Origin of the sequence: Longivirga aurantiaca (assembly GCF_042660085.1) — a bacterium.
In the GTDB taxonomy this organism is placed as follows: Bacteria; Actinomycetota; Actinomycetes; order S36-B12; family CAIYMF01; genus Longivirga; species Longivirga aurantiaca.
In genome coordinates, this window is record NZ_JBHSTI010000008.1 from 587809 (window position 1) to 613587 (window position 25779).

Here is a 25779-nt window from a genome sequence, read left to right on the forward strand (position 1 = left end):
GTTGCTCAGCTTCCGACGAGGTCGCGGCGGTGGAAGGCCCACAGGCCGATGACAAGGAGGGCGATGCCGATCACGCTCATCACGATCCCGGCGGTGGCGGCCCAGGGCGCCATCGGAACCCAAGCGAGGTGGGTGAAGGGTGAGAGGTTGAGGACCCAGGCGGGCCAGTTCAGGGCAGGGCCGAGCAGGCTGAGGACGTACAGGACCGCCGTCAGCGTCACCGGGACCACGGTGGTCGCGCGGGGCAGCAGACCGAAGCACGCGACGGTCAGGCCGCCGATGAGCAGGACGACGGGCAGGGTGTTGAGCACGGACTTCATCGCGTCCAGCAGGGTGATTCCGCTGGCGCCGGAGGCGACGACGCCGAGCCAGACACCGCCGCCGCTGACCGCGAGCAGGAGCAGGGCGCCAGCGAGGGCGAGCGCGGTGTGGCCGGCGAGCCAGCGCAGCCGGGAGACCGGGCGGGCCAGGATGGCCTCGGCGCGGCCCGACTCCTCCTCGGCCCGGGCGGACCCGATCCGCCAGGCGACCTGCAGCCCGACAGCGACGCCGAACATCGAGCCGATCATGGCGAGGAACCCGAGGGTGGTCAGTGCGGCGTCGAGACCGAAGGATGCGAGCAGCTGCTGGTAGGACTGGTCACCGGCGAGCCACTCGATCATGGTGCCGATCAGGGCGCCCATCACGGTGGCGAACACGCCCAGACCGACGCTCCAGCCAAGGAGCACGGCACGGTTGCTGCGCCACGCGAACGCCGTCGGTCCGCCGAGGTAGCGCAGGTGCGCGACCCGTCCCGCCTCGCGGGACAGGAGTGCCCCACCGGCGTCCCGGCGGGCCCGGAGCAGCATCGCCGCCACCGCGAGCAGGATCGGCACGACGACGAGCGGGACGAGCGCGCGAAGGTCGGGGTCGCCGTAGGGCTCGAGCTGGTCGAGCCAGCCGAGCGGGGTGAACCAGCGGACCCACGAGCGGACGTCGGTGCTGTTGCCGACCATCCGCAGCACGTAGGCGATCGCGAGGACGCCGGCAGCCAGCGCGGCTGCGCGGCGGCGGACGTCGACGAGTTGCGACGTGATCGCCGCCGTGGCGACGAACGTCGCGGTGACTCCGGCCAGGGCGAGTCCGAGCAGTACCGACCCGACGAGCCCGGTCCCGCTGAGGGCCATAGTGACGGCGATCACGGCACCGAACAGGACGGCCAGAGCGCCAAGGACGGACAGGACGACGGTGGTCGCGGTGGAGGCCCGGACCGGACCGGCGAGCAGCAGGTCTGTGCGCTCGAGGTCCTCCTCGCCGCGCAGCAGCCGGGTAGTGGTCAGGATGGCCCACAGCGCGAGGATCAGCTGGATGACCCAGCCGCCGTCCCACACCGCGAAGCCGCCCGGGGTGTCCAGGGCGACCGGGACGCCCTGCATCATGCGCACCGCCGGGTTGTCCTCGAACATCTGGAACTGCACCGGCGAGACGCCGTTCGGGTAGGCAGTGCGGTAGCTCACGACCTCCAACGCCATGTACGCGATGCCGGACGCGACCAGGACAAGGGCGGAACGGCGGGTCTGGCGGCCGGCGAGCCCGGCGATGGCGCGCCGTGGTCGGGCAGGCAGCGCGGCTGTCCGGGTCGTGCCGTGACGCGAGCCGGCGGACAGGTGCCGGTGCCCGGTATCGGTCTGGGCGTGCGCCGTGGCGGTCATGGCTGGTCGCCTCCCACCGGCCGCGGCGCGGATGCTCCGTGCGCGGCGGCGACCGCGTCGCGCTGCGGGGCGCTGGTCTCGTAATAGGTGAGGAAGATCTGCTCCAGCGTCGGGGCATGGCTCTGCAGCCGGGTGATCCCAGCCGTACCGAGTCGAGTCAGCACATTCCCAGGCGCGCCGGTCACCGTGACCCGGACCCCGCCGTCCATCGGCTCGACGCCGAGGATGCCGTCGAGGTCATCGAGTCGCGGCACAGGTCCGTCCAGGGATGCCTCGAGCACGGTGGCGGTCAGCCGGCGGAGCTCGGCAAGCGCTGCGACCTCCACCAGCACCCCATCGCGCAGGATGGCCACCCGCCCGCAGACGTCTTCCACTTCGTCGAGCAGGTGCGAGGACAGGAACACCGTCTGCCCGGCGGCGGCTGCCTCGCGCGCGAGTGCCTGGAACTCCGCCTCCATCAACGGGTCGAGCCCGACGGTCGGCTCGTCGAGCAGCAGGATGTCCGGGCGGGTCATGAAGGCTGCGACGAGCGCGATCTTCTGCCGGTTGCCCTTCGAGTACGACCGGGCGCGCCGGCTCGGGTCGACGTCCAGGCGCTCGATCAGCTCGTCGCGCAGGCGGCTGTCGACGTTGCCCGACAGGTTCCCGAGCAGGGCGAGGATCTCGGCGCCGGTCAGGTTCGGCCACAGCGACACGTCGCCCGGCACATAGCCGACAGAGGCGTGCGCGCGTTCGACGTCGGACACCGAGATGCCCGACAGCCACGCCTCGCCGCGGGTGGGCCGGAGCAGGCCGAGCAGGAGCTTGATGGTCGTTGACTTGCCGGCCCCGTTGGGGCCGAGGAAGCCGAAGATCTCACCCGGAGAGACCTCCAGGTCCAGCCCGTCGAGGGCAATGACCTTGCCGAAGTGCTTGGTGAGTCCGACCGTGCGGATCGCTGCGGTTGCCATGATGCGCCTCCCGGGCGCGTGGCACGACGGGACCATCGACCCCGCGCTCGCACCTCCAGGGTAGACAGCATGCGGTGCTGAGTCCGCACGAGCCGTCACGCGGCCGCACCCGACAGTGCGGCCGCGTCGCTGCACCACCCGGCCAGGGTCGCCGCCATCGCCCCAGCCAGCGTGCCCGGGTTCGTCGTCGCCCAGGTGGCGGGCGCGGTGCTCGCCGTCCTCGCGACGGTCGTGCTCTGGCCGCGGCACTCCCCGGCCGGGGCGGTCGCCATCGACGTCCACGAGGAGACCCGCTGACCGCCTCAGCCGAGGTCCATGGCTGCCCGCACGACAGGCGAACGGCCGCCGCGACCGAGGAGACTGAAGGGAACCCGTGAAGGCGCAGTACACGTGGAGGTGCCGGGCATGACCGAGTCGAGGACGCCGGCCGTTGTTGCTCCCGACCCGGAGGGCCGCGTGGTCGCCCGCATGTCCCGGGTCGACCGGATGCTGCCGCTGTGGATCGCACTGGCGATGGCCGTGGGGCTGCTGCTGGGTCGGCTGATCCCGACGCTGAACGAGGCGCTGGACACCGTCAAGATCGGTCAGACGTCGCTGCCGATCGCGCTGGGCCTGCTGCTGATGATGTATCCGGTCCTGGCCAAGGTCCGCTACGACGAGATCGGCCTGGTCACCGCCGACAAGCGGATGATCACGACCTCGCTGCTGCTCAACTGGGTGCTCGGCCCGCTGGTGATGTTCGCGCTCGCCTGGATCTTCCTGGCCGACTACCCCGCCTACCGAACCGGCGTCATCCTCGTCGGGCTCGCGCGGTGCATCGCGATGGTGCTGCTGTGGAACGACCTGGCCTGCGGCGACCGGGAGATGGCCGCCGTCCTGGTCGCGCTCAACGCAGTCTTCCAGGTGCTCACGTACGCCGCGCTCGGCTACTTCTACCTCGAGGTGCTGCCCGGCTGGCTCGGCCTGGACCAGGCCAGCCTGGACGTGTCGATATGGGGCATCGCGAAGATCGTGCTGATCTTCCTCGGCATCCCGCTCGCCGCCGGCTACCTCACCCGCTGGTGGGGTGAGCGCACCAAGGGCCGGGAGTGGTACGAGGACGTCTTCCTGCCCAGGATCGGCCCGGTCGCGCTGTACGGCCTTCTGTTCACCGTCGTCGTGCTGTTCGCCCTGCAGGGCAACACGATCACCTCCGAACCGCTCACCGTGGCCCGCATCGCGCTGCCGCTGCTCGGCTACTTCTTCATCATGTGGTTCCTCGGCTTCGGGCTCGGCCGGTGGATGTCACTGACCTACGAGCGCACCACCACGATGGCGTTCACCGCGTCCAGCAACGACTTCGAGCTCGCCATCGCCGTCGCGATCGGCGTGTTCGGCGTCACCTCCGGCCAGGCCCTCGCCGGCGTCGTCGGGCCCCTCATCGAGGTCCCCGTCCTGCTCGGCCTCGTCTACGTCGCCCTGTGGTTGCGCCGCCGGCTGACCTGGCCACCACCCCGCACCGGCGCCCCCGACCGCACCCGCAGTTCAGCTGAGAGGAGCTGATCGCGATGACCAGCACCGGGACCACGCCTGCTGCCCCACCGTCGTCGTCCCCGGCACCATCCCCCAGTAGATCCCGACCCGGACCGGTGACGGTCCGGGTCCATCGACCCGCCACGAACGAGAGGTCACCACATGCCCGCCATCCGCGTCTTCGAGCCCGCCCTGTGCTGCAACACCGGCGTCTGCGGCCCTGAGTTGGACCAGGCCCTGGTCGACTTCACCGCCGACCTGTCCCACCTCCAGGCCCGCGGCGTCGACATCGCACGGCACAACCTGGCCAACGACCCGACGGCGTTCGCGACCAACGACACGGTGCGCTCGTTCCTTCAGGTCGCGGGGTCCGAGGGCCTGCCGCTGACCCTCGTCGACGGCGTCACCGTCGCGACCGGCAGCTATCCGAGCCGAGACCAGCTGCTCAAGTTCGCCGGCGTCACCGCAGCCCAGCCGGTCGTGCCGGCCGGTGCAACCGCGTTGGGCGTGCTCCACGCGCCGACCGCCACCGACGCCGGGTGCGGCTGCGGGCCGGAAGGCTGCAGCTGATCGTGATGCGCTACCTCACCGACCCGCCGCGGTTCCTGTTCTTCACCGGCAAGGGCGGCGTCGGCAAGACCTCGCTCGCCTGCGCCACCGCCGTCCACCTCGCCGAGTCCGGGCAACGGGTGCTGCTCGTCAGCACCGACCCGGCGTCCAACGTCGGTCAGGTCCTCGGCGTCACCATCGGCAACACGATCACGCCCATCACGGCGGTGCCCCGCCTGTCCGCGCTCGAGATCGACCCAGAGGCTGCGGCCGACGCGTACCGCGAGCGGATCGTGGGCCCGGTCCGCGGGCTGCTGCCGGAGAAGGAGATCGCCTCGATCACCGAGCAGCTCTCCGGCTCGTGCACCACCGAGGTCGCCTCGTTCAACGAGTTCACCGACCTCCTCGCCGACCCGGTCCTGAGCGCCGGCTACGACCACGTCCTGTTCGACACCGCCCCCACCGGCCACACGATCCGGCTGCTCCAGCTCCCCGGTTCCTGGACCGACTTCCTCGAGTCCGGCAAGGGCGACGCGTCCTGCCTGGGCCCGCTCGCCGGGCTGGACAAGCAGCGGGCCACCTACGCCGCCGCCGTCGCCGCACTCCAGGACCCGGCACGGACCCGCCTCGTCCTGGTCACCCGGGCGCAGGCCTCCGCGCTCGCCGAGGTCGACCGGACCTTCCACGAGCTCGACCAGATCGGCATCCACGCCGCCCAGCTCGTCGTCAACGGCGTCCTGCCGAAGGCTGCAGGCGACGAGCCGCTCGCGGTCGCCGTCCGGCAACGTGAGACGGACGCGCTCGCCGCGATGCCGGAGCACGTCGCCGTCCTGCCCCGCGACGTCATCGAGCTCAAGGCCGACAACATGATGGGCCTGCCGGCGCTGCGGACCCTCCTGAGCGACGCCCCCGCACCGGTAGCGGTGATGGACCTGGTCCCCCACGTGGACCTGTCCGGGCACTCACTGGGCGGCCTCGTCGACCAGATCGAGGTGGACGGTCACGGCGTCGTGCTGTGCATGGGCAAGGGCGGCGTCGGCAAGACCACCATCGCCACCGCCGTGGCCGTCGCGCTGGCGCACCGCGGGCACGACGTCCACCTCGCCACCACCGACCCGGCCGCGCACCTCGACGAGACCTTGCGCGGCACTGTCGAGCGCATCACGGTCTCCCGCATCGACCCGGCCCAGGCCACCGCGGAGTACCGCGACCGGATCATGAGCACCCGCGGTAAGACCCTCGACGACGCCGGGCGCGCCAACCTCGCCGAGGACCTGCTCTCCCCGTGCACTGAGGAGGTCGCGGTCTTCCAGCAGTTCTCCCGCCTCGTCCTCGGAGCCAGCCGGAAGTTCGTGGTCATCGACACCGCCCCGACCGGTCACACCCTGCTGCTCCTGGACGCGGCCGGGTCGTACCACCGTGACGTCGCCCGCCAGATGGGCGGGACGATGCACTTCCGGACCCCGCTGATGGTCCTGCAGGACCCGACCCAGACGAAGGTCGTCCTGGTCACCCTGCCCGAGCCGACCCCGGTGATCGAGGCGCGGGTGCTTCAGGACGACCTCGAGCGCGCCGGGATCAGCCCGTGGGCGTGGGTCGTCAACGACTCCCTCGCCGCCGCCCACCCGGTGTCTCCATTCCTGCAGCGGCGGGCCGCCGCCGAGCTGAGCCAGATCGCCGAGGTCGAGGCGCTGTCCGCGAGGGTCGCGATCGTTCCGCTGCTGGCCGACGAGCCGGTCGGCGAGGCCCGCCTGGCCGACCTCACCCGTGACCTGCGCCTGCTCACCACCTAGCGGGCGGGTCGCGCACCCCGCGATGTCGGAGAGGCACCTGTCGGGCGGGACCGCACCCAGGGCCTCGGCTCGCCGATGGGGGAGACGACAGGACACCAGGGGCCTGCGGCAGCACCCTGGCTGCGTGAGAACTGTCATCGGTGCGGAGACGGCGGCACTGCCGCGCTGCAGCCGACCCGAGCACGAGCAGTGGCTCGTGTGGAAGGACGGGTTCACGGGCAAGCAGCCGTCCCGCCGTCAGCGGTTCCGCTGCGTGAACCCAGACGACCACACGGACGCCCACCGGTCACGACCCCCGGTGCTGGGTGTCGCGGCGCACGAGCACCGCTACCTGGGCTGCCAGATGCTGGTCCCGACCCACGCGGGCCCGGTCGTCCCGGAGGGCTACCACTGCCTCGGGAAGGTCATCGCCTCCGCCCTGGTGGACATCGCCAAGGGTCAGACGTACTCGGCGGCGTCACGTTCGGCGCGTGCCGCCCTCGCGGTGGCCGGCGGTGCCCAGCAGGTCGGTCGAGAGTTCTCGACGCACGGGCAGCTCGCGGCGGACTGGACCGAGGTGTTCACCGACGTCGTCGTGGAGCGCCCGACCCAGTGGCCGTCGGTCGTGATGCTCGACGCGACGAAGTTCTGGCGCCTGCACCCCGGCGGCAAGAAGGATGCGTTCACGCTCCTGTTCGCGTACGGCTACGACGCCCTCGAGGGCCCGGTCCCGGAGCCAGACCCGTGGATGACACCGTCACCCAAGCCCGTGGCGAACGGCCGGATGCTGCGCATCGGGCTCGCCCCAACCGAGAGCATCAAGACGTGGACGGACTTCCTCTTCGAACTGCCCGGGACGCCGCTGTGAGTCGTGGCTGACGGGTCCGACGCCATCCGCACCGCCACCGGGAACCGCTGGCACGACGACATCACCTTCGTGCGCTGCGTCTACCACTGGCGCAAGAACCTCGTGGCCCATCTGCTCCCCGACCTGGTCAAGCTCACCGGCCACGAGAAGGCCAGCAAGTCCGTCGAGAACCACGTCCTGCACGCCATGGCGAAGGCCGCGTTCGGCAGCGTGGACGCGTGGACCCCCTTCAGCGACGAGGCCGAGATGCTCCCGCGGATGTCCCTGACCCGCGCCTGGATCGCGACGTTCGAGGACGGCATCCTCGCCCAGCTCCACGATGTGCCCGAGCGCTAGAGACCGATGTCCATCGGCCCGCTCGAGCAGGTCATCGCGCAGACCCGCCTACAGCTGGCCGGCCGCGTCCAGGGCCTGCGCAACGGGCCGCGGACACGCCTCCTGCTGGACCTCCGGACGGCCGGGGTGAACAACCAGGCCAACCCAGACCTGTGGGCCGACAAGATCACCGACCATCTGACGCGCTACGGACGGCGCCCGGCCCGGAACCAGCGAGATGTCGCCGGGCTCCAGTTGTTCGACCGGCGACCAGAGGGTCCCGATCGGCCACCCGTGACCGACACAGCGGTGCCAACCTAACGAGACGGGCGCTGGAACTGCAGGACGCCCACCCCGGTCTGGGGTGGGTGCCGAACGGCCAGTGTCAAGGCCGAGGGTCCCAGGGGGCACGCGCCGAGCCCACTGGCGCGCGGCACTCGAGCGACGTGCCGGTTGCCCGAATCGGATTCGGGCGCTTTAGGCACCGCTGACGTTCCGTCCCGACTACTTTGGGGCGGCGTTGTTGTCCACGTACTTGCCGGCGTAGACGGACATGAACTGGTTGTCGTTGCCGACCGACTTCACACAGACAAACTCGTCGCCGTTCTTGTTGACCTGGTCCCAGCGAAGCTGCACGTGGGCCACGTCATAGATCCCATCGGCCAGCCCTGCCTGCACCTCCGGCGTCGCCATGATGTCGGCGAACGTGGCCGGCTCCCCGTAGGGAGGGGAACAACTACCGGGCGCCGACGACGCACTGACTGGCGAGGTCAGCAGCCCCATCAGGAGCGCCGTTCCGCACACCACGAACATGGTCCTGCGCATGATGGGCCTCCCGCCCGGAGCGGCGCTCAGCCCGAAGTGGGACGTAGCCCGACTCCACGTAGTCCAGGGTAGAAGCGCTTGGCCCACCGTTGCCTGGCGTGATGCACGGCGTCGGGTGGGGACACATCTCAGAGCGCGACTCACTCCGCCCCCGCAGTCGCTTCCCCTCCCGGCCCGGCGCGGCTGCTCCTGGCCACGGCCAGGTAGACGAAGGCGACCGGGCCGCCGTTCTTCAGCGACGTAGCCATCTCCTGCCGAACCTGGCGGGCTACCCGAGACAGGCCGAAACCCCACCAAGTCCGTCTCCCCCATCGGCGAGCCAAGACAGGGGTACGTATGCCATAGGCACGCGGAACTGCGGGTCGATGCCGTCGACCATGCGCCGCTGACGGCGCACCATCGGTGCTGCAGCGGCCGCCGCTGCCACCACCGCCGCAGACACCACGACCGCTCGGACGATCCTGCTCATCGCCATCCCTTCCTCGACCCACGGGCCTGGTGGTCTGCGTCCGCAGGACGATAGGCGCCCTCCGGCCGTTCCGGGGCCGGGTCAGGCGTCGAGACCCTCGACGAAGGCCGCGAGCTCGGCTGCGTCGACCCTCGAGACCTCGGCGCCGGAGGGGAAGCTGCCGCTCGCGACGTCGGCGCGGAACTCGGTCAGCGCGCGCACCCGCTCGGCGTCGATCTGGCGCTGCAGCGCCGCGAGGTCGGCGTACGCGCGGGCGTGACGGGGCCTGCGCTCGCCCTCGCCGCAGATGTCGTCCTGGAACAGGAACTGCACGTCGGCGTGCGGTCCTGACCCGAGCGAGATCGTCGCAAGCCCGGTGCGCACGTTGATCTCGCGCATCACCTCGGCGGGGATCAGCTCGCACTCCACCGCGAAGGCGCCGGCCTCCTCGAGCGCCTGGAACTTCTGCCACAGCGCGAGCGCCTCGGGAGCGGTCTTGCCCACGGCCCGGACGCCGCCGTAGAGCGTGGACTTCTTCGGGATGAAGCCGAGGTGGCCCATGACGGGGATGTCCTCGTGGGCGAGGCGCCGCACGCTGTCGAGGCCGCGCGCGGTGATCACGGCATCGGCGCCGGCGCCGAGTGCCTTCAAGGCGTCGCGCAGGATGTCGTCCTCGGTGACGGCGCCGGCGAAGTCGATCGCCGCGGTGAGGAACACCTGCTCGGCGCCTGCGCGCACCGCGGGCACGGCCTCGGCCAGGCACACCACCATCTCGATGCCCGCCGCCTGGGCCGCAGCAGCCTCCGCCGAGGTGCCTGCGGTGACCTGCGCGAGGTGCCGGCCCGACGCCTTCAGGCCCACGATGTCGGCGACCGTCACCGTGCGGGTGGCCTCGCGGCCGGTGTAGTCGAGGATGCGCGGCATCGGTGCTCCTATCGGGATCGGAGCGTCAACCTACAACTCCCGCCAGGCGGGTGACGTGCGGTCAGCCGCGCGAGACCCGGCCGCGCAGCGCCATGAACGCGAGCGTGTGGCTCACGGCCGCGACCGCGAGGATCGCGGCGGTGCCCTGCAGCAGCGGCGTGAGCTCCCAGCCGCCCGTGATCAGCGACCGCAGCGCTGCGAGCACGTACGTCACGGGGTTGTACGTCGCGACCGTCGACAGCCAGCCGGTCAGCGCCTCTTGCGGCAGGAACGCCGTGGTGAGGAAGGCGAACGGGAAGAACAGCAGGAAGCTCGAGTTCACCGCCGCCGGGTTGCCGGTCTTGAGCGCGATGGCGTACGGGAAGCCGGTGAACGCGAGGCCCCACATGCCCGCGAGCAGCAGGAACACGAGCATGCCGACGATGCCGGTGGCGAAGCTGACTCCCACGATGGCACCGAGGATGAGGACCGGGATCGACAGCGCGATGACCAGCGTGAAGTCGGCGACCATCAGCCCGAGCAGCAGCGCCGGGCGGCTCATCGGAGTGAGCAGGAGCCGGTCGAAGTAGCCGTCGTTGATGTCGGTCACGAGAGCACTCGCGCGAGATACCCCGGTGACGGCGAAGATGATCGCGACCGGCAGCTGGAACGCCTTGAAGTCGGTGATGCCCGCGGCCTCGGCCACGCCCGACAGCGATCCGACGTTCACCACGAAGAAGAAGACCGGGATGATCAGCGCGGGGATGATCGCCTCGGGCTCGCGCGGGATCTGGCGCAGTGCCCGGATCGCCACCGACGTGAGGTCGCGCGCGAAGCCTGCGTGCCGTGCGATCACGTCGTCCGCGTGCGGGTCCGGTCGTGTGGCTGCCACCTGGGAGCTCATGACTCCACCTCCGCCTGCTCGTCGCCGTCGGTTCCGGACTCGCGGTCCGCGAGGCGCGCACCCGTCACCGACAGGAACACGTCGTCCAAGGTGGGTGTGCGCAGCGACAGCTCACGGACGCGCAGCCCTCCGCCCGCACCGGCGAGCGCGATGGCCACGGGGCTGATCGCCTCGGGGCCGTTGCTGACCGCGGCCGTCACCTCGTTGCCGTTCACGTCGACGCGCTCGACCCCGGCGACGGGGAGGAGCGCCGTCCGCGCGATCTCCGGGTCGCCGTCGACCACCGCGATGACGAGGTCGGTGCCGATCGACCGCTTGAGCTCGTCCGGCGTCCCCTCGGCCACGATCCGGCCGTGGTCGATGATGCCGACGCGGTCGGCCAGCTCGTCGGCTTCCTCGAGGTACTGCGTGGTGAGGAAGACCGTCATGCCCAGCTCGGTGTTGAGGCGGCGCACCTCGTCCCACACCCGCGCGCGGCTGGTGGGGTCGAGGCCGGTCGTCGGTTCGTCGAGGAAGAGCACGCGCGGGTTGTGCACGAGCGCGAGCGCGAGGTCGAGGCGGCGCTTCATGCCGCCGGAGTACGTCGAGACGCGGTCCTCGAGCGCCGAGCCGATGTCGATGAGCTCGCGCAGGTCGGCGAGCCGCCGCTCGGTGTCGGCCTTCGACAGGCCGTAGAAGCGGCCCTGCAGCCGCAGCATCTCCAGGCCGGTCTGCTTGGGGTCGAGAGCAGCCTCCTGCAGCGCGACGCCGATGCGCAGCCGCACCTTGTCGGCGTCGGTCTCCACGTCGTAGCCCGCGACGGTCGCCCTGCCTCCCGTGGGGGAGATGAGCGTGCACAGCACGCGGGTGACCGTCGACTTGCCGGCGCCGTTCGGCCCGAGGAAGCCGTAGATCTCCCCGCGGGCGACGGACAGGTCGACCCCGTCGACGGCCAGCGTCGTGCCGAAGGAGCGTTTGAGGCCCTGGGCCTGGATCTCGGGTTCGGTCATAGTGCGCCGAGCCTAGGGGCGACCTGCGAGAAGCGAATCTTGAAGGACCTCGCGATCACGCAGGGAAGGCGGCCAGCCACGCCTCGCGCACGGCCGGGTCCACGGAGTCGACGTACTCCTGCTCGGGCCGGGCGCCCAGCGCGCCGTTCACCGCGGAGAACGCGAGCCGCAGCGCGATGAAGAGCGTGAGGTTGAGGATCTGCCTCTCGTCGAAGCCCGCCTCGATCAGCGGGCCGAGGTCGGCGGCCGTGGCCGACTGCGGATCGCGGGCGACCGTCAGCGCCCATGCCGAAAGCGCTCGTCCGCGCTGATCGAGGAGGTCGTCCGACCCGGAGAGCACCGAGGCGGCCAGCGCCGGCGTCGTCTCCTTCGCCAGCTTGTCGCCCCAGGCGAGCGGGCAGTAGGTGTCGCCGCTCTCGCCGGCGGCGACCACGGTCGCGATGCCCCGGTCGGTCACCGACAGGCCCGCGCCGCGCGCGCTGCCGATGACGAGCTCGAACAGCCGGTCGTGCAACGCAGGGTCGTGCATCCAGAGCTGCGTCGCGTGGGTGAGGAACCCCAACGATGTGAGGTCGTCGTCGGCGAGCACCTGCGCCTCGGGCGAGGCCGGAGCCTCCGGCAGCAGCAGCGAGGCGTGCACGGCCGGACGATGCGCGGTGAGGCCGACGCACGCGATCTCCGCGCGCAGCGGCAGACCCTCGCGCAGCTGCTCGGTGGCGGCCTCGACGCAGCGCCGGTGGAACTCCTCCTCGCCGACCTGCTGGATCGCCTCGTACGCCGGGCCCGTCGAGGCGAGCATCCGCGCGAACGTCTCGGGGTCCGGGAACTCCCACGCGAAGGGCACCTCGTGACGCCGTACGCCGACGAAGCCCGCCTCGGCAAGGACGGCCTCGCCCACGTCGGGACGCCCGAGCGACTTCATCCGCGCCTGGGCCTCGACCTTCTCCGGCGCGGCCAGGGTGAACGGCAGCAGCGCCCACAGGCCGGGCGACGCCTTGACGTGGCCCCAGGTGGTGACGGCGATGCGGCCGCCCGGACGCAGCACGCGGCAGGCCTCGACGAGCGCCTCCGGCGTCGTGGCCCACAGGCCGCGGAAGCTCGTGACGACGTCGAAGGACGCGTCGTCCCACGGCAGCGCAGCCATGTCGCCGACGCGGATGTCGCCGTCGGGCACGCGGTCGCGCGCGATCGCCGTGAGGCGCGGCGATGCATCGACCCCCGCCACCGTCGCGCCGCGCGCGCGAGCGAGTTCCAGCGCGAGTCCGGATCCGCAGGCGATGTCGAGCAGGCGATCGCCCGCGCCGACGTCGAGGTGCTGGTGCATCGCGACGTACTCGCGCGACGCGGCCGGCTCGAGCAGGGTGGCGAAGTCGACAGCGCGCCGGCCCCAGCCCTCGTCGACGGTGAGCCACTGGTCGGTCATCGGGATCCCTCGGTCAGCCCGTGGTCGGTCGCGTAGGTCGCTGCTGCGACGCGCGATCCGACGTCCAGGGCGGCGTAGATGTTGGCGATGTGCCGGTGCACCGTGTGCTCGCTCAGGTGGAGCTGGCGAGCGATCTCGGCGTTGCTGAGGCCGGCGGCGAGGAGTCGCAGCACCTCGGTCTGCCGCTCTGTCAGGGGCCCGTCGGCGGGCGTGCTCCTCAGCGGCCCGAGGATGGCCATGGCGGCGCGCTGCTGCTCGTCGGCGCGCACGTCGTCGGTCCGGCGCAGCGCGGCGGCGAGCTGCAGCCGAGCGTCGGCCTCATCGAACGGCCGCCCGGCGAGATGGAAGCGGCGTACGGCGTCCTCCCACTTCTCGATCGCGGCGTCGTCGTCGGCGAGACGCGCCTCGGAGGAGTCTGCGTGCGCGGCGAGCGCGACGGTGCCGACGCGGTCGGCGATGCGGCGCAGCTCGGCGGCCGCCTGCTGCGCCTCGGCGAGGTTGCCCGCCGCGATGCCCGCGGCCACCGCGACGTCGAGGGCGCCGACCCGCTCCAGAAGCTCGTCGCCGCGCATCGATCGGAGGAGCTCGGCGATGGTCGACCATGCACGCGCCGCATCGCCCTGGTCGAGCCGCAGCCGGGCGAGGCTTGTGACGGCCGCAGGCAGGTAGCCGGCCTGGGCCAGGAGCGCCTCGGCCTCGATGAGCCGGCCCTGCCTACGACGCACCTCGCCGAGCTGGGCGACGGCGTCGAGCCGGCTCATCCGCTGCGATCGCTCGAGCCGGGACATCACATCGACCAGCGTCGACTCGGCGCCGGCGGAGTCTCCGCTCGCCAGCTGCACCGTGGCGTACTGCGTTCGGCAGACGGCGAACAGCGGGGCCAGCTCGTGCCGGACGCAGATGTCCTCGACGCGGGCGCACCAGTCACCGGCGCGCGCGAGGTCGTGCGTCTCCTGGCAGGCGCTGATGAGCCAGCAGCAGATCTTGCCCATCCACATGAGGCTCTCGACGTCGCCAGCTGTCGCCGCGGCGGCGGCCGAGTCGAGCGCAGCCATGCCGGGCACGACATCGCCGCAGCGCACGTGCGCCAGCCCCTCGAGGGCCTGCCCGACGATGGCGAGGTCGTCGTCACCGGTCGCCCGGCCCACGGCCGAGGCCCGTGCTGCTGCGTCGAGCGCGGCGGCCGAGTCGTGGTCGACGTTGAGCGCCACCTCGGCCTGCCTCACGGCGAGCCAGCCCGCCTCGGGCACGTCCGTCGCCCCTGCTAGGAGGTCGGCGGCCCGCGCGAGCCACCCGCGCCCGACTGCGACCCCTCTGCCGAACAGCATGGAGTCGTAGCCGAGCGAGGCGGCTGCCCGGGCGGCGCCCCTGTCGTCGCCCGTGGCACGGAAGCTGCGGTACGCCGCCTCACGGGCCTCGAGGCAGGTCCCGGCGTCGTCGAGCCACCACGCCGCCTCCGCGATCCCCTCGAATCCCTCGGGATCGCCGGTCATGGCCGCGAGCACCGTGAACCGGTCGACGGCCTCCGCCCACCGGCCGGCCTTCAGCGCTGCGCGCGCCTCCTCGCGGTCGTCGGTGGCGGTCATCGGGCCAGCGTGTCGGTCCAGGGTGAGCACGGCAACTGTCAGACGCCTGCGCCGGCGGCGAGCGCATGCACGTCGGCCGTCGTGAGCGCGTTGCCAGCGATGCCCCAGTCACCGCTCTGCACCTCGCGGATGACGCACCAGGTGACCGGGCGCATGTTCTCGCCCTCGATTCTCACCATCGCGTCGGTGAGCGTCGTGATGATCTGGTTCTTCTGCTCGGGCGTGAACACGTCCTTGATGACGTTGACCTCGATGAGCGGCATGCGAGCCTCCTGGCGTCGGGTTCACGGTCCCTGCGACCGTGCCGCCAGTCTTCGGGGCCGCACACCGTCGCCGCATCGACGGTGGAGGCCAACGTGGTCCAGCAGGCCATGGCCCGTCCGGGCCATGGTCCGTTCCCTGAAGCTCGACGGCTGCGCGCCCAGGCCGGTCGAACGGGTGAGGGCGGGGGCTGGAAGCTTCGCGACCGGGGTCAGGCTGGCACGGCGGTACGGCGGACTCCGATGACGAGCAGGTAGCCGACCATCCACAGCTCGCCGAGAGCCGCCGGGAACGTCAGGGCGTCGCCCAGAGCGCCTGCCGAGGGCGCGGCGTAGGTGACGAACGCGTTCAGGATGTAGCCCACGCCGCTGACGATCAGCAGCCACCCGAGCGCGGCCGGCATCCATCCGGAGCGGCGGGCCAACCAGCCCATGGGGATGAGCCAGAGACCGAAGAAGAGCGCCCCGACGCCCCACAGGTTCCCGCTGAGGAGGTACAGGAGCTGTGTGGTCGCGGCCTCGGTCTCCGGGCTGTCGAGGGCGCCGCCGGCGACGTCGATGGCGGTGGCCAGTGCGGCGGCGCTGCCGAGGAGCGCGACGGCGTTGACGGTGCCGAAGACCGCGATGGCGCCCGCGGCGAAGGAGTTGACCGAGCGGAACAGCCGGAAGAACCACAGCGCGCACAGCACCTGGGTGAGCACGAGCCCCAGCTCGAGGACCACGCCGAGTCGGGCGAGGCCCGGGTTCTCGACGAGGTTGGCCAGGGTGGCGGCCGGGTCGCCGTCCACGAAGAGCTGGGTGCGTACGAACAGGAAGCCGAGGCCGCCCGTGATGGCGACGCCCAGGTAGAGCAGGCCGGTCGCGCGGGCCGTGCGCACCAGGTCGGCGCGGGCCGCATCGTGCTGGGGGACGGCGGGTGCCGCGGTCGTGGTCATGGGAGAGCCTCCGATCGACGTGTGCCTTACGTTGTAAGGCATCCTTACACGGTAAGGTGGTCGCTGTCCAGGAGGAGGTCCGATGACCGCGGAGGCAGTACGAGGCACGCTCAGCCGCGAGCGCGTGCTGGCGACGGCGATGACCGTGGCCGACGCCGACGGGCTCGCCGCCGTGACCATGCGGCGGGTGGCGTCCGAGCTCGGGGTGGAGGCGATGTCGCTCTACCACCACGTACCGAGCAAGGAGCAGCTCCTCGACGGCCTGGCCGACGCCCTCATCGTCGAGATCGCCGCCGCGGCGCCCGAGCGCGACCCGTCCGCGGACTGGCGGACGTCGCTGCGCCACCGGTGCCTGGCGGCGCGCGAGGTCGTCGTGCAGCACCGGTGGGGTCCCGAGCTCATCGGATCGCGCACCCAGGTGCCGATCAGCCTGGTGGTCCACTTCGAGGCGGTCCTCGCGACCATGGTGGACGGCGGCCTCAGCTACCACCTCGCGCACCGCGGCCTGCACGCCCTCGGAAGCATGGTCCTGGGCTACTCGCAGGAGCTCTTCGCCGTGCCGCAGGGAGACGCCGACCCTGGCGCCGAGGTCGAGGCGCAGATGGCTGCGATGGCGGACTCCTTCCCCCACCTCACGGCGATGGTCGCCTCCGAGCTCCACGACAACTCCGAGGACCCGTTGGGCTGGTGCGACAGCAACGCGGAGTTCGAGTTCACGCTCGACCTGATCCTCGACGGCCTCGCCCGCCATCACGACCCGCACGCCTAGCCCTCAGACCCGCACGCGGACGGCTGCCCGGGAGCAGGAACCCGCCGATCCGAGTACGTTCCCATCATGACCACCTCCGTGGGCGCGACCGAACGACCGACCGGCGACGAGATCCCCGAGGCCAGGTTCACGCGGCTGCGGCGCTACAACCTGTTCATGGGCGTGCTGCACGCGCTCCAGGCGGTGGCCGTGATCGCCCTCGCGACGGCGTTCGCCCTGCCGGTGACCGCAGCCTTCATGACGGGGCCGCCGGGATCCGCGCCGGCGGAGCCCGCGACGCTCTTCAACGTCAGCATCGCCTGGGGCTGCGCGATCTTCCTCCTGCTCTCGGCAGCGGCGCACTTCGTCATCGCCTCGCCCCAGGTCTTCCCGTGGTACCGCGCCAACCTGCGCCTCAGCCGCAACTACGCGCGCTGGATCGAGTACTCGCTGAGCTCGTCGGTGATGATCGTGCTCATCGCGCTGATCACCGGCATCAGCGACGTCGCCGCTCTCGTCGCGCTGTTCGGCGTCAACGTCTCGATGATCCTGTTCGGCCTGCTGCAGGAGAAGTACGAGAAGCCCGGCGGCGGGATGCTCCCGTTCTGGCTCGGCTGCATCGCCGGCATCACGCCGTGGATCGCGATCGGCATCTACCTCGTGAGCCCGGGAAACGCCGCCAGCCCGCCCGGATTCGTGTACGGGATCTTCGTGTCGCTGTTCGTCTTCTTCAACTGCTTCGCCCTCAACCAGTGGCTGCAGTACCGCCAGGTGGGCAAGTGGCGCGACTACCTCTACGGCGAGACCGTCTACATCACCCTGAGCCTCGTGGCGAAGTCGCTGCTGGCCTGGCAGGTCTTCGCCGGCACCCTCGTCCCGCCGAACTGACTCGGCACCAGCACGATCAGGCGCGCAGCACCTTCTCCATCGGTCGGCCCTTGGCGAGCTCGTCGACGAGCTTGTCGAGGTAGCGGATCTGGCGCATGAGCGGGTCCTCGACCTCCTGCACCTTCACCCCGCACACGCTCCCCGTGATGAGGGAGGCGTTCGGGTTCAGGTGCGCCGCGGCGAAGAAGTCCTCGAACGTCGTACCGGCCTCGAGGTGCCGCTGCAGGGTCGGCTCGTCGAACCCCGTGAGCCACGTGATCACCTGGTCGAGCTCGTCCTGCGAGCGACCCTTGCTCTCCACCTTGGTGATGTAGTGGGGGTAGACCGAGGCGACGCTCGTCGTGAAGATCCGGTGCATCCCGCGATGCTAGGCACACCGGCCGATCGCCGGACGGCGGTTCCCGCCGGCCCCGTGGTTGCCGGCTGCACCGGTCAAGTCCCGGGGGGTGCCGTGCCGAAGGAGAAGGGGTAGTACGGCGATCGCGGCGTCCGGCCGCGCGCCGACCGCGAAGGGCCCCAGCGCATGAGCACCGACACCACGCAGCGCGTCGAGGAGATCCTCCGACCCGTCCTCGGCGACCAGGGCGTCGTCGGCTGGCTCAACCGCCCCCGCCATCAGCTCGGCAACCGCACGCCGCGGCAGCTCCTCGTCGACGGCGACGACGACGACAGAGTGCTCGAGATGGCGCTGCGCCTGTCCCGCACCGCCTGACGCAGGTCAGTCGAGCAGCGACGACGCGTCGTCCGGCGCATCGGCGGCGACGGCGAACAGCGCGTCCTCCGGCACGATGTCGAGTGCTGCGATGTTGGTCGCGCGCAGCACGACCGGCGCCTGCACCCCCGCGGCGTAGGACTGGAACCAGCGCGCCGCGCAGACGGCCCAGCGGTCGCCCGGCTTCAGGCCGGGGAAGCCGTACTGCGGTGCCGGCGTGGAGAGATCGTTGCCGGTCTGCTTCTGGTGCTCGAGGAACTCGGCCGTGACGACCGTGCACACCGTGTGCGAGCCGACGTCCTCGGGCCCGGTGGTCGTGTATCCGTCGCGGTAGAAGCCGGTGATCGGCTCGAGGGAGCAGACCTCGAGGGGCTCGCCGTGCACGTTCGCCTGCAGCTCCATGCGCCCACCCTAGGACGACCCACAGCAGGGGGCACGGCCCGCTGACCGGCGGACAGGATTGGCCTCGGCCGGTTCCTCACGTACGTTGGACGCGTGAGCCAGCCGAGCGGTCGACGCGCAGCCTTCGGGGCCGCGCTCCTCGGCGTGCTGCTCCTGCTGGTGTCCGGAGTCGCAGGCGCCCTGCCCCAGTCGGTCGCCACCGCTCCCGTGGCCGCCTCATCCTCGGCGCCGTCGCTCGAGGCCTCGACGTCGCAGCTCGGTCATGCCGCGCTGCGCACGTCGCACGCCTCGGTGACCGGTGCCATCGGCGCCGATCGCAGCGCGGTGGGCAAGGGCTCGTCCTCTGCCGTTCCCGTCACCCTGCTCCTCCTGGCGCTCGCGTGCCTGGCCATCGCCGTACGCCGTGCCCGGACGCCGATGTCGTCCGCGCCCGTGCGTGCGCGCGGCTCACGCGCCCCGCCGACGCTCGCGTCCTGCTGACGCCAGCGCGCTGACGCCGTAGCTGCGTCCGTCACGTCTCCTCGCGGTCCGTCGACCGCCCCTCCGCCCTTCCACGTCGCCGCCCTGGTGCGGCACGTGCCGGCGACGTCCCCGACGTCGCGCCTTCCCGGGAGAAGCCATGCACATCCCCGTCGCCGACCGACCGCTCTCCGTGCGCGATCTCCGCGCCGTGCGCCAGCGCCTCGTGTCGATGCACGCGCATCTCGACGAGCAGATGGACCGCGCCACCACGGCGCTCGACCTGCTGCGAACGACCGCCGACGTCGCCGACCCAGAGGTGCAGCCGCCGCTGATGTCGGCCCTGCGGCTCCTCGACGTCGCCGAGCGTGAGGCGTCCGATGTGATCCACGCGCTGACCCGCCTCGCGGACGGCCGCTACGGGCGCTGCGACGTGTGCGGCGTTCAGATCCCGGTCGAGGTGCTGCTCGACCGCCCCCTCGCGCGGACGTGCGGACGATGAGCGGTGCGGGTGCTCCGGCCTCGGAGCGCAGGGCCCTCCTGCTGCGAGCGCTGGCGGCCGCGGCCGTCATCGCCGGCGCCGTGTTCTTCGCCCTCTCCAGCCCGGTGCGGCTCGGGCTCGACCTGCGCGGCGGCACCCAGATCGTGCTCGAGACGCGCGACACCGGCGAGGTGGTGGCCGACGCGGAGTCGACCGACCGCGTCGTCGAGGTGCTGCGCAAGCGGGTGGACGCGCTCGGCGTGTCCGAGCCGACCCTCGCCCGCTCGGGCGAGCGACGGATCATCGTCGAGCTGCCCGGCGTCCTCGACCCCCGCGAGGCGGCCGAGACGATCGGCCGCACCGCCCAGCTCACCATCCACCCGGTCGAGGGCGAGGCCGCGGGTGCGACGCCCGAGCCGGGCGGCTCGACCGTCCTGGCGGACGAGTCCGGCCAGCTTCTGCGGCTCGGGCCGCCCGCCCTCACCGGCGACCTCATCGCCGACGCCACGGCGGGCACCGACCCTTCGCGCGGTGCCAGCTGGTTCGTGACCCTCGGGTTCACCGGCGAGGGCGTCAGCAGCTGGCGGGACGTCACTGCTGCCGCCGCGTGCGCGGCGCCCGGTGAGTCATCGCGTCGGGTCGCGATCGTCCTCGACGACGCCATCATCTCCTCGCCGCAGGTCGACCCGTCGATCACGTGCGGTGTCGGGATCCCCGGCGGTGGCACGGAGATCACGGGCACGTTCACCGTGGCGGAGGCGCAGGAGCTCGCAGCCCTGGTCCGCGGAGGTTCGCTGCCCCTGGACGTCGAGGTGGTCGAGCAGCGGACGGTCGGCCCCACCCTCGGCGCCGCCGCGATCGAGGCCTCGGTGCAGGCAGCGCTGATCGGCCTCGCGTTCACCGCCCTCTTCATCAGCATCGTCTACCGGCTCGTCGGCATCGCCGCGAGCATCGCGCTTGCTGCCTACAGCCTCATCGCGTACTCGCTGCTCGTGGCGATCGGCGCGACGCTGACGCTGCCTGGCCTCGCCGGCTTCGTGCTCGCGATCGGGCTGGCGATCGATGCCAACGTGCTCGTCTTCGAACGAGCGCGGGAGGCGTACGCCGAGGGACGCGTACGCGGCGTGAGCGAGGAGGGAGCGCTGCGGCGCGCGCTCAAGGACGGCTTCGCCAAGGCCTGGAGCGCGATCATCGACTCGAACGTCACCACGCTCCTGGCGGCTGCGCTGCTGTTCTTCCTCGCCTCGGGTCCGGTGAAGGGGTTCGGCGTCACCCTCGGCATCGGTGTGCTCGCCTCGATGGTGTCGGCGCTGGTCATCGCCCGCGTGCTCGCCGAATGGCTCGTCCGCCGTCGCTGGGTGGCGAGTCACCCCCGGGTCTCGGGCATCACCGGCAACGGCCGGCTGCGGGCCTGGCTCTCGGAGAAGGGCCCGGACCTCATGCGGCGCAGCCGGTTGTGGCTCGCGGTGTCCGGTGCCCTCGTCGTGGTCGCGCTCGCAGGCGTCGCGGTACGCGGGCTCAACCTGGGCGTGGAGTTCACCGGCGGCCGTCTCCTGGAGTACTCCACGAGCCGCGAGGTCGACGTCGACGAGGCGCGCGACCTTCTCGCCGCTCAGGGTCTGCCGCGCGCCGTCGTCGCGACGTCGCAGGAGCAGGGCGGGGTCGAGCGCATCACCGTGCGCACCGACCCGATCGACAACGACCAGGCCCAGGCCGTTCAGGACGCCCTCGGCACGATCGGCGGCGACGTCGAGAAGGTGAGGGACGAGCTCGTCGGCCCGACCATCGGCGACGAGCTCCGGCTGAAGGCGCTCATCGCGCTCGGCATCGCGCTCCTGGCGCAGATGGCCTACCTCGCCTACCGGTTCCGCTGGGCTTTCGGCGGCGCGGCGGTCCTGGCCCTGCTGCACGACGTGATCCTCGTGATCGGTGTGTTCGCGTGGACGGGGAAGTCGGTCGACGGCGTGTTCGTCGCGGCGCTGCTCACGATCGTCGGGCTCTCGGTCAACGACACCGTCGTGGTGTTCGACCGCATCCGAGAACGGCTGCGGGAGAGCCCGGACCAGCCGCTGGCAAAGCTCGCGAACACGGCTGTGCTGCAGACGGTGCCGCGCACGATCAACACCGGTATCGGCGCGATGGCGATCCTCGCCGCGCTCGTGCTGCTCGGCGGGGACTCGCTGGCCGACTTCGCCCTCGCCCTGCTGCTCGGCCTGGTGATCGGAACCCTGTCGTCGGTCTTCACGGCCACCCCGCTGCTGCTCGCACTCTCCGGGAGGGCGCAGCGCAGGTCGGGCGGGGGATCGGGCTCCCCCTCGGCCTCGCGTCGTCCGCCGGTGATCGATCCCTACGCCGGGGTGCCGTCGGGCAGGTGACCTCGGCGCCCTGCCTGGAAGGACTCACGCACCCCTCGTGCCTACGGTGGTGTGGGGACCGGTTGACCCGCTCGTCAACGGGCGCTACGAGGGAGGGCAGGACGCCATGCAGATCTCGGACAAGGTCTTCGTGGTCACTGGTGCCGGCAACGGCATCGGCCGTGAGGTGACGCTCGAGCTCATCAGGCGCGGTGCCAGCGTGGCAGCCGTCGACGTGAGCGAGATCGGCCTGGCGGAGACGGTCGCACTCGCACGGACACCGGCCAGCCGGCTGAGCACCCACACGCTGAGCGTGTCCGACCGTGCGGCCGTGGAGGCGCTCCCCGAGCAGGTCGTCGCCGTCCACGGACAGGTCGACGGCCTCCTCAGCATCGCCGGCATCATCCAGCGGTTCGTGCGCCTGGAGGAGCTCTCGATCGAGGAGATCGAGAAGGTCATGGCGGTCAACTTCTGGGGCACGCTCTACCTCGACAAGGCGTTCATCCCCTACCTGAAGAGGCGCCCCCAGGCGGCGCTGCTCAACGTCTCGAGCATGGGTGGGCTCGTCCCCGTGCCCGGTCAAGGCGCCTACGGCGCGAGCAAGGGTGCGGTGAAGCTGCTGACCGAGACCCTGTACGCCGAGCTGCAGGGCACCAGCGTCGCGGTCACGGTCGTGTACCCGGGAGGCGTCGCGACCAACATCACCGGCAACTCCGGGGTCGAGGTGCCGAACATGGACAAGGTGATGGCCAGCGGCACGCCCCCGAAGACCACGGCGGTGCACGACGCCGCCCGCCAGATCGTCGTGGCACTGGCCGCAGGGAAGCCGCGCCTGCTGATCGGCAGCGACGCCAAGACGCTCGACCGGCTCTCGCGGGTGAACCCCACCAAGGCGATCACGACCGTGGCGAAGCAGATGCAGAAGCTCCTGGGGGTCTGAGCCTCGGGCGCGTGCCGACGCGCGCCGCGGGGAGCGCGGATCGGCACGAGGTTCCGCCGCCGGCGTGCGTGGAGTCGAGGCACCATGGGCGCATGGCCGAACCCTTCGCTCGCGCGTACTTCCACGGCACGCGTGCCGACCTGTCCGCGGGAGACCTGATCGAGCCCGGCCGCGCGTCGAACTTCGGCTCTCGGCGTACGGCGAACCACGTGTACGCGACCGGCACGTTCGACGCGGCCGTCTGGGGTGCCGAGCTCGCGGCCGGCGACGGCCCCGGGCGCATCTACGTGGTCGAGGCGGTCGGGGAGCTCGAGGACGATCCCAACCTCACCGATCAGCGGTTCCCCGGCAACCCCACGCAGTCGTTCCGCTCGCGCGAACCGCTCCGGGTCCTCGGCGAGATCGTGGGCTGGGAGGGCCATCCGCCCGAGGTGCTGCAGACGATGCGCGACCACCTCGAGACGCTCGCCGCCGACGGCGTCGAGGCCATGGACGACTGATCGAAGCGCCGCGGAGCAGCAGCGCCGCGGCTCCTCCTCCGTCCCTTCGCCCATGTTCCTGCCCGGTGGGTCGACCTCGCGCGTGCCGAGGCTGCCAGGATCGGGGTATGAGCGATCCGCGTGCCGGCCACCTGCCCACCTCCGCCGACCTGGTCGACGTCGCCCAGCTGGTGACGGCGTACTTCACGGTGCACCCCGACCCCGAGGACCCGGGCCAGCGGGTGTCGTTCGGCACGAGCGGGCACCGCGGGTCGTCGCTCACGGCCAGCTTCAACGAGGACCACATCCTCGCCACGACGCAGGCGATCTGCGAGTACCGCACGGCGCAGGGGAGCGACGGCCCGCTGTTCCTCGGTGCCGACACCCACGCCCTCTCCGAGCCCGCCACCGTCAGCGCCCTCGAGGTGCTGCTCGCCAACGGCGTGCATGTGCTCGTCGACTCGCGCGGCGGATACACGCCCACACCGTCGGTCTCGCGCGCGATCCTCGTGGCCAACGCCCGCGGGGCCAGGGCCGACGGCATCTGCGTGACGCCGTCGCACAACCCGCCGGCCGACGGCGGCTTCAAGTACAACCCGCCGGACGGCGGCCCCGCGGGCACCGACATCACCGGATGGGTCCAGGACCGGGCGAACGACCTGCTGCGGGCGGGCCTCGCTGGCGTGAAGCGCGTGTCGCTCGCGACCCACAAGCCGGGCTACTACGACTTCCTCGACGCGTACGTCGGCGAGCTCGGCGACGTGGTCGACCTTGAGGCGATCGCCCGCGCGGGCGTGCGCATCGGCGCGGATCCGCTCGGCGGCGCGAGCGTGGGCTACTGGGGCGCGATCGGTGAGCGCTACGGCCTCGACCTCACCGTCGTGAACCCGGACGTCGACCAGACGTTCCGCTTCATGACGCTCGACTGGGACGGCAAGATCCGCATGGACTGCTCGTCGCCGTCGGCGATGGCCAGCCTCATCGCCAAGCAGCACGAGTTCGACATCGCGACGGGCAACGACACCGACTCCGACCGCCACGGCATCGTGACGCCGGACGGCGGGCTCATGAACCCCAACCACTTCCTGGCCGTCGCGATCCACTACCTCTACGCGCACCGCGACGGGTGGTCGCCCGATGCGGCCGTCGGCAAGACGCTCGTGAGCTCGTCGATGATCGACCGCGTCGTCGCGGGCCTCGGCCGTCGTCTGCTCGAGGTGCCGGTGGGCTTCAAGTGGTTCGTGCCGGGCCTTCTCGACGGGTCGGTCGCGTTCGGCGGCGAGGAGAGCGCCGGCGCGAGCTTCCTGAAGCGCGACGGCTCGGTGTGGACCACCGACAAGGACGGCATCATCCTCGCCCTGCTCGCCTCGGAGATCCAGGCGGTCACGGGCTCGTCGCCGTCGCAGCTCTACCGCGGGCTCACCGAGCAGTACGGCGAGCCGGCGTACGCACGCATCGACTCGCCGGCCACCCGCGAGCAGAAGGCCATCCTCGGGAGGCTGTCGCCGCAGCAGGTCACCGCCACGACGCTGGCGGGGGAGCCGATCACCGCCACGCTCACGACGGCGCCGGGCAACGGCGCACCGCTCGGTGGCCTCAAGGTGCAGACCGAGAACGCGTGGTTCGCCGCCCGGCCGTCCGGCACCGAGGACGTCTACAAGCTCTACGCCGAGTCGTTCAAGGGCCCCGACCACCTCGCCGACGTCCAGGAGGAGGCGCGCGCGGTGATCGCCACGGCGCTCGCCGGCTGACGCGGCGTACGACACACGGGGTTGGGCGGGCGCCGGGGGAGCGGGCGCGCCAGGATGGGCGCATGACCAACCCGATCCTGGCCTGGGGCCCCCTCGTCGTGTTCTTCGTCGCCGCCGCGGCGGGCTCCCTCCTCGGCTACCTGCAGTTCCTCGCCCTCTAGCCGCCCCGCGGTCAACGGCGTGACCGGGCCCGACGACGACTGGCAGGCGCGGCGCCGCGAGGCGGCGGACGCGCAGGCCGAGCGTGCGGCGCGCAACCGCGCCGTCGAGGAGGCCAAGGCCCGTGAGCTCGTCGCCGGCTTCGTCGCGCAGGCGCGATGTCGCAGCCTCGCCACCCAGCCGTTGCGCGTGCGCGCGGGCGACTCGCGCGACACGTACGCGACCTCCCTGGTCGGCTGGTACCTGCGTCGAGACGGCTCGCTGGCCATCGCGGAGGACGGCGAGATGTACGTGCTCACCGCGCCGAAGAGCCTGCGCGCCCGGCTCTCGGGCGTGACGCTGACGCCCGACGAGCCGCGGCTGCAGGCGGGGATCGGCGGCAGGGACGGCGAGTCGGTCGCGCTCGCCACCCTGCTCGAGCTCCGGCTCGCAGCCGGTGACGACTGGCCGATCACCCGCTGACCGCGCGGGGCAGG

Annotated in this window: 28 protein-coding genes; 16 read left to right on the forward strand and 12 right to left on the reverse strand. The window is 71.7% G+C overall.

From position 1 onward, the window contains the following. Positions 1–5: 5 nt before the first annotated feature. Both ACFQGU_RS06720 and ACFQGU_RS06725 read right to left on the reverse strand, forming a co-directional pair. Positions 6–1691 (reverse strand): ABC transporter permease, encoded by a 1686-nt coding sequence (locus tag ACFQGU_RS06720; RefSeq protein WP_386764975.1) that lies wholly within the window; start codon positions 1689–1691, stop codon positions 6–8. Then, complete coding sequence (locus tag ACFQGU_RS06725) at positions 1688–2641, reverse strand: ABC transporter ATP-binding protein (protein ID WP_386764977.1); 954 nt, start codon at positions 2639–2641, stop codon at positions 1688–1690. Before ACFQGU_RS06725 ends, ACFQGU_RS06720 begins: the two co-directional genes overlap by 4 nt. A 171-nt stretch (positions 2642–2812) precedes the next feature. Between ACFQGU_RS06725 and ACFQGU_RS06730 the strand changes: the two genes are divergently transcribed. From ACFQGU_RS06730 to ACFQGU_RS06755, 6 genes are all read left to right on the forward strand, one after another. Continuing rightward, positions 2813–2938 (forward strand): hypothetical protein, encoded by a 126-nt coding sequence (locus tag ACFQGU_RS06730; RefSeq protein ID WP_386764979.1) that lies wholly within the window; start codon positions 2813–2815, stop codon positions 2936–2938. A gap of 108 nt (positions 2939–3046) precedes the next feature. Continuing rightward, positions 3047–4183 carry an ACR3 family arsenite efflux transporter gene (arsB, locus tag ACFQGU_RS06735; protein ID WP_386764981.1) on the forward strand — a complete coding sequence of 379 codons (1137 nt, stop codon included), beginning with the start codon at positions 3047–3049 and terminating at the stop codon, positions 4181–4183. 132 nt (positions 4184–4315) lie between these two features. Then, positions 4316–4723 carry an arsenite efflux transporter metallochaperone ArsD gene (arsD, locus tag ACFQGU_RS06740; protein WP_386764983.1) on the forward strand — a complete coding sequence of 136 codons (408 nt, stop codon included), beginning with the start codon at positions 4316–4318 and terminating at the stop codon, positions 4721–4723. 5 nt (positions 4724–4728) lie between these two features. Next, positions 4729–6495: an arsenical pump-driving ATPase gene (gene arsA / locus ACFQGU_RS06745; protein ID WP_386768184.1), complete on the forward strand. Its 1767-nt coding sequence runs from the start codon at positions 4729–4731 to the stop codon at positions 6493–6495. 124 nt (positions 6496–6619) lie between these two features. Further along, positions 6620–7342, forward strand: coding sequence for a hypothetical protein (locus tag ACFQGU_RS06750; protein ID WP_386764985.1), 723 nt, complete (start codon positions 6620–6622; stop codon positions 7340–7342). Between the two features lie 3 nt (positions 7343–7345). Next, positions 7346–7678 carry a hypothetical protein gene (locus ACFQGU_RS06755; RefSeq protein WP_386764987.1) on the forward strand — a complete coding sequence of 111 codons (333 nt, stop codon included), beginning with the start codon at positions 7346–7348 and terminating at the stop codon, positions 7676–7678. A gap of 483 nt (positions 7679–8161) precedes the next feature. Here ACFQGU_RS06755 and ACFQGU_RS06760 read toward each other — a convergent pair whose 3' ends face one another. The 8 genes from ACFQGU_RS06760 to ACFQGU_RS06795 form a co-directional block, all read right to left on the reverse strand. Continuing rightward, on the reverse strand, positions 8162–8482 hold the full coding sequence (locus tag ACFQGU_RS06760; protein WP_386764989.1) for a hypothetical protein: 321 nt from the start codon (positions 8480–8482) through the stop codon (positions 8162–8164). 550 nt (positions 8483–9032) lie between these two features. Then, positions 9033–9854, reverse strand: coding sequence for a 3-methyl-2-oxobutanoate hydroxymethyltransferase (locus ACFQGU_RS06765; protein WP_386764991.1), 822 nt, complete (start codon positions 9852–9854; stop codon positions 9033–9035). Positions 9855–9915: 61 nt separating this feature from the next. Beyond that, positions 9916–10737, reverse strand: coding sequence for an ABC transporter permease (locus ACFQGU_RS06770; protein ID WP_386764993.1), 822 nt, complete (start codon positions 10735–10737; stop codon positions 9916–9918). Further along, on the reverse strand, positions 10734–11726 hold the full coding sequence (locus ACFQGU_RS06775) for an ATP-binding cassette domain-containing protein (RefSeq protein WP_386764995.1): 993 nt from the start codon (positions 11724–11726) through the stop codon (positions 10734–10736). The genes ACFQGU_RS06770 and ACFQGU_RS06775 overlap by 4 nt, the downstream gene beginning before the upstream one ends. A gap of 55 nt (positions 11727–11781) precedes the next feature. Continuing rightward, positions 11782–13149 carry a methyltransferase domain-containing protein gene (locus ACFQGU_RS06780; protein ID WP_386764997.1) on the reverse strand — a complete coding sequence of 456 codons (1368 nt, stop codon included), beginning with the start codon at positions 13147–13149 and terminating at the stop codon, positions 11782–11784. Beyond that, entirely contained in the window at positions 13146–14735 is a 1590-nt protein-coding gene (locus tag ACFQGU_RS06785; protein ID WP_386764999.1) for a LuxR C-terminal-related transcriptional regulator, read from the reverse strand. Before ACFQGU_RS06785 ends, ACFQGU_RS06780 begins: the two co-directional genes overlap by 4 nt. 38 nt (positions 14736–14773) lie before the next feature. Further along, on the reverse strand, positions 14774–14998 hold the full coding sequence (locus ACFQGU_RS06790; protein ID WP_386765001.1) for a tautomerase family protein: 225 nt from the start codon (positions 14996–14998) through the stop codon (positions 14774–14776). 209 nt (positions 14999–15207) lie between these two features. Beyond that, positions 15208–15930, reverse strand: coding sequence for a DUF4386 domain-containing protein (locus tag ACFQGU_RS06795; protein ID WP_386765003.1), 723 nt, complete (start codon positions 15928–15930; stop codon positions 15208–15210). 82 nt (positions 15931–16012) lie between these two features. Here ACFQGU_RS06795 and ACFQGU_RS06800 point away from each other — a divergent pair, with 82 nt between their 5' ends. Both ACFQGU_RS06800 and heR read left to right on the forward strand, forming a co-directional pair. After that, positions 16013–16699 (forward strand): TetR/AcrR family transcriptional regulator, encoded by a 687-nt coding sequence (locus ACFQGU_RS06800; RefSeq protein WP_386765005.1) that lies wholly within the window; start codon positions 16013–16015, stop codon positions 16697–16699. A 66-nt stretch (positions 16700–16765) separates the two neighbouring features. After that, positions 16766–17566 carry a heliorhodopsin HeR gene (heR, locus tag ACFQGU_RS06805; RefSeq protein WP_386765007.1) on the forward strand — a complete coding sequence of 267 codons (801 nt, stop codon included), beginning with the start codon at positions 16766–16768 and terminating at the stop codon, positions 17564–17566. Positions 17567–17582: 16 nt separating this feature from the next. Here the strand turns inward: heR and ACFQGU_RS06810 are convergent, their stop codons facing one another. Beyond that, complete coding sequence (locus ACFQGU_RS06810) at positions 17583–17924, reverse strand: DUF2200 domain-containing protein (RefSeq protein ID WP_386765009.1); 342 nt, start codon at positions 17922–17924, stop codon at positions 17583–17585. Positions 17925–18089: 165 nt separating this feature from the next. Here ACFQGU_RS06810 and ACFQGU_RS06815 point away from each other — a divergent pair, with 165 nt between their 5' ends. Continuing rightward, a complete protein-coding gene (locus tag ACFQGU_RS06815; protein WP_386765011.1) occupies positions 18090–18278 on the forward strand; it encodes a hypothetical protein in 189 nt (62 codons plus the stop codon). A gap of 6 nt (positions 18279–18284) precedes the next feature. On the opposite strand, the gene ACFQGU_RS06820 is transcribed toward ACFQGU_RS06815, so the two are convergent. Further along, entirely contained in the window at positions 18285–18680 is a 396-nt protein-coding gene (locus tag ACFQGU_RS06820) for a DUF2237 family protein (RefSeq protein WP_386765013.1), read from the reverse strand. A 93-nt stretch (positions 18681–18773) separates the two neighbouring features. On the opposite strand from ACFQGU_RS06820, the gene ACFQGU_RS06825 reads away from it, so the two are divergent. The 7 genes from ACFQGU_RS06825 to ACFQGU_RS06855 all read left to right on the forward strand — a co-directional run bounded on the left by ACFQGU_RS06825 (position 18774) and on the right by ACFQGU_RS06855 (position 25765). After that, positions 18774–19160: a hypothetical protein gene (locus tag ACFQGU_RS06825; RefSeq protein ID WP_386765015.1), complete on the forward strand. Its 387-nt coding sequence runs from the start codon at positions 18774–18776 to the stop codon at positions 19158–19160. A 139-nt stretch (positions 19161–19299) separates the two neighbouring features. Further along, positions 19300–19641 carry a TraR/DksA family transcriptional regulator gene (locus tag ACFQGU_RS06830; RefSeq protein WP_386765017.1) on the forward strand — a complete coding sequence of 114 codons (342 nt, stop codon included), beginning with the start codon at positions 19300–19302 and terminating at the stop codon, positions 19639–19641. Continuing rightward, positions 19638–21995 carry a protein translocase subunit SecD gene (gene secD / locus ACFQGU_RS06835; RefSeq protein WP_386765019.1) on the forward strand — a complete coding sequence of 786 codons (2358 nt, stop codon included), beginning with the start codon at positions 19638–19640 and terminating at the stop codon, positions 21993–21995. The genes ACFQGU_RS06830 and secD overlap by 4 nt, the downstream gene beginning before the upstream one ends. Before the next feature lie 37 nt (positions 21996–22032). Next, positions 22033–22914, forward strand: a complete 882-nt coding sequence (locus ACFQGU_RS06840) for an SDR family NAD(P)-dependent oxidoreductase (RefSeq protein WP_386765021.1) — start codon at positions 22033–22035, stop codon at positions 22912–22914. Between the two features lie 92 nt (positions 22915–23006). Then, positions 23007–23414, forward strand: a complete 408-nt coding sequence (gene arr, locus ACFQGU_RS06845; protein WP_386765023.1) for an NAD(+)--rifampin ADP-ribosyltransferase — start codon at positions 23007–23009, stop codon at positions 23412–23414. 107 nt (positions 23415–23521) lie between these two features. Further along, a complete protein-coding gene (gene pgm / locus ACFQGU_RS06850) occupies positions 23522–25144 on the forward strand; it encodes a phosphoglucomutase (alpha-D-glucose-1,6-bisphosphate-dependent) (protein ID WP_386765025.1) in 1623 nt (540 codons plus the stop codon). Positions 25145–25324: 180 nt separating this feature from the next. Next, complete coding sequence (locus ACFQGU_RS06855; RefSeq protein ID WP_386765027.1) at positions 25325–25765, forward strand: hypothetical protein; 441 nt, start codon at positions 25325–25327, stop codon at positions 25763–25765. The last annotated feature ends 14 nt before the right edge of the window (positions 25766–25779 follow it).

Coding starts and splice junctions, on each gene's coding strand:
- ACFQGU_RS06720 (WP_386764975.1), bottom strand. CDS start 1,691: ATGACCGCCACGGCGCACGCCCAGACCGATACCGGGCACCGGCACCTG.
- ACFQGU_RS06725 (WP_386764977.1), bottom strand. CDS start 2,641: ATGGCAACCGCAGCGATCCGCACGGTCGGACTCACCAAGCACTTCGGC.
- arsB (WP_386764981.1), top strand. CDS start 3,047: ATGACCGAGTCGAGGACGCCGGCCGTTGTTGCTCCCGACCCGGAGGGC.
- arsD (WP_386764983.1), top strand. CDS start 4,316: ATGCCCGCCATCCGCGTCTTCGAGCCCGCCCTGTGCTGCAACACCGGC.
- arsA (WP_386768184.1), top strand. CDS start 4,729: ATGCGCTACCTCACCGACCCGCCGCGGTTCCTGTTCTTCACCGGCAAG.
- ACFQGU_RS06760 (WP_386764989.1), bottom strand. CDS start 8,482: ATGCGCAGGACCATGTTCGTGGTGTGCGGAACGGCGCTCCTGATGGGG.
- ACFQGU_RS06765 (WP_386764991.1), bottom strand. CDS start 9,854: ATGCCGCGCATCCTCGACTACACCGGCCGCGAGGCCACCCGCACGGTG.
- ACFQGU_RS06770 (WP_386764993.1), bottom strand. CDS start 10,737: ATGAGCTCCCAGGTGGCAGCCACACGACCGGACCCGCACGCGGACGAC.
- ACFQGU_RS06775 (WP_386764995.1), bottom strand. CDS start 11,726: ATGACCGAACCCGAGATCCAGGCCCAGGGCCTCAAACGCTCCTTCGGC.
- ACFQGU_RS06780 (WP_386764997.1), bottom strand. CDS start 13,149: ATGACCGACCAGTGGCTCACCGTCGACGAGGGCTGGGGCCGGCGCGCT.
- ACFQGU_RS06785 (WP_386764999.1), bottom strand. CDS start 14,735: ATGACCGCCACCGACGACCGCGAGGAGGCGCGCGCAGCGCTGAAGGCC.
- ACFQGU_RS06790 (WP_386765001.1), bottom strand. CDS start 14,998: ATGCCGCTCATCGAGGTCAACGTCATCAAGGACGTGTTCACGCCCGAG.
- ACFQGU_RS06795 (WP_386765003.1), bottom strand. CDS start 15,930: ATGACCACGACCGCGGCACCCGCCGTCCCCCAGCACGATGCGGCCCGC.
- ACFQGU_RS06800 (WP_386765005.1), top strand. CDS start 16,013: ATGACCGCGGAGGCAGTACGAGGCACGCTCAGCCGCGAGCGCGTGCTG.
- heR (WP_386765007.1), top strand. CDS start 16,766: ATGACCACCTCCGTGGGCGCGACCGAACGACCGACCGGCGACGAGATC.
- ACFQGU_RS06810 (WP_386765009.1), bottom strand. CDS start 17,924: ATGCACCGGATCTTCACGACGAGCGTCGCCTCGGTCTACCCCCACTAC.
- ACFQGU_RS06815 (WP_386765011.1), top strand. CDS start 18,090: ATGAGCACCGACACCACGCAGCGCGTCGAGGAGATCCTCCGACCCGTC.
- ACFQGU_RS06820 (WP_386765013.1), bottom strand. CDS start 18,680: ATGGAGCTGCAGGCGAACGTGCACGGCGAGCCCCTCGAGGTCTGCTCC.
- ACFQGU_RS06830 (WP_386765017.1), top strand. CDS start 19,300: ATGCACATCCCCGTCGCCGACCGACCGCTCTCCGTGCGCGATCTCCGC.
- secD (WP_386765019.1), top strand. CDS start 19,638: ATGAGCGGTGCGGGTGCTCCGGCCTCGGAGCGCAGGGCCCTCCTGCTG.
- arr (WP_386765023.1), top strand. CDS start 23,007: ATGGCCGAACCCTTCGCTCGCGCGTACTTCCACGGCACGCGTGCCGAC.
- pgm (WP_386765025.1), top strand. CDS start 23,522: ATGAGCGATCCGCGTGCCGGCCACCTGCCCACCTCCGCCGACCTGGTC.